A 1,446-nucleotide genomic window follows, 5' to 3' on the forward strand; every position below is an offset into this window, starting at 1 on the left:
GTCCTACTGTCCTACTGCCCTTTGTCCGTGGTCCGCGTCTTGGCGACTTCCTCGAGCATCCATTCGCGAAAGGCGACGATGCGTGGATCGTCGGCGGTATTTTCGGGATAGACCAGGAAGTAGGCGAACTCGGGCGCCACCCGCAGGCCGAGTTCGAAAGGCTGCACCAGCCTGCCCTGGGAAAGGTCGTTCGCCACCATGGCGAAATCGGCGAGCGCAACGGCATTGCCGTCGAGCGCTGCCTGGACGGCATCCGTGGAGTTGCCGAAGACGACGGTCCGGCTGTCGTCGAAATCAGTGATGCCGGCCGCGGCCATCCACATCCGCCAGTTCGGCCACGTCACGCCTTGCCGCGACCATTCAATATGCGCAAGCGTGTGGTTGAAGAGGTCGCGCGGCTCACGCAGCGGCGGACCGGACGTCAAGAGGCTCGGGCTGCACACCGGAATGAGAATGTTGTCGAACAGCCGGTGGGTGCGAAGACCCGGATATTTGCCGGCGCCGAAACGGATGCCGACATCGATGTCATCGAGTTCGAAATCCCGCACTTCATAGGCAATGTCGAATCGCAATTCGATATCGGGGTGATGCTTGCGAAAATCGTCGACGCGTCGCATCAGCCATTTTGACGCGAACTGCGCGTCGAGCGTTACCTTCAAAAGGGCGGTGCCGCGCGCCAGCTTTTGCGCCCGCGAAACGGCCCGGCCAAGCAGGTCGAGCGCGTCGGCCGAGGCGTCGAACAGCACCGTCCCCGCCTCGGTGAGCCGGATCGTGCGGCTGGTGCGTGTGAACAGCACCAGCCCGAGTTGATCCTCGATTTCCTTGATCTGATGGCTGACGGCGGCCGGCGTCAGGCCGAGCTCGTCGGCGGCACGGGTGAAATTGAGGTGCCGGGCCGCTGCTTCCAGTGTCCTCAAGGCACGAGTCCCGGGCAGAAGACGAGCCATCCTATCCTCAAATAAAACTTGATGATCCAGAGAAAACTACTCGTTTCTCGCAGAGATTTCAATCTGGCATCATCCATCCATCGAAACATCATCAAGCCGGATTTGATATCCGGGGAGAACGGAGCACACCATGTCCATCATCGTTTTGAATTCATCGACACCCCGCCCGGCCTGGCTGGCCGAAACTCTCGACTGGCTGCGTCACGCCCGGGTCGCGATACGCCTCGCCCGCCGCGACATTACCTACCAGAACGTCGAGGATCTCTCCGATCGCCAACTGCGCGATATCGGCGGCGAGCGCCGTGACGTCGCTCGCGCAATGGACAGGGAGCTTGGCCGGCTGGGCCTGCTAGACATGGGCTGGCAGAGACCGCGAAGGTCAGGGAATAGGCAGTAGGAAATAGGCAGTAGAGGAAAATTTAAGTCAGCGCCGACAGGTAGCCTACTGCCTACTGCCTACTGCCTACTGCCTACTGCCTACTGCCTACTGCCTACTGCC

Annotated in this window: 2 protein-coding genes; one reads left to right on the plus strand and one right to left on the minus strand. The window is 60.9% G+C overall.

Features of this window, described 5'->3' with window-relative positions:
* Positions 1–11: 11 nt before the first annotated feature.
* The gene (gene gcvA, locus EN893_RS33810) at positions 12–947 is read right to left on the minus strand and encodes a transcriptional regulator GcvA (protein WP_127269718.1); all 936 of its coding nucleotides are present in this window, start codon (positions 945–947) and stop codon (positions 12–14) included.
* A gap of 130 nt (positions 948–1,077) precedes the next feature.
* Between gcvA and EN893_RS33815 the strand changes: the two genes are divergently transcribed.
* Positions 1,078–1,344 carry a hypothetical protein gene (locus tag EN893_RS33815; RefSeq protein WP_127269720.1) on the plus strand — a complete coding sequence of 89 codons (267 nt, stop codon included), beginning with the start codon at positions 1,078–1,080 and terminating at the stop codon, positions 1,342–1,344.
* Positions 1,345–1,446: the final 102 nt, after the last annotated feature.

The organism is Mesorhizobium sp. M7A.F.Ca.CA.004.04.2.1 (assembly GCF_004022825.1).
Taxonomy (GTDB): Bacteria; Pseudomonadota; Alphaproteobacteria; order Rhizobiales; family Rhizobiaceae; genus Mesorhizobium.

Bases quoted from the DNA above. Each gene is read 5' to 3' on its own strand.
- gcvA (WP_127269718.1), bottom strand. From the start codon at position 947: ATGGCTCGTCTTCTGCCCGGGACTCGTGCCTTGAGGACACTGGAAGCA.
- EN893_RS33815 (WP_127269720.1), top strand. From the start codon at position 1,078: ATGTCCATCATCGTTTTGAATTCATCGACACCCCGCCCGGCCTGGCTG.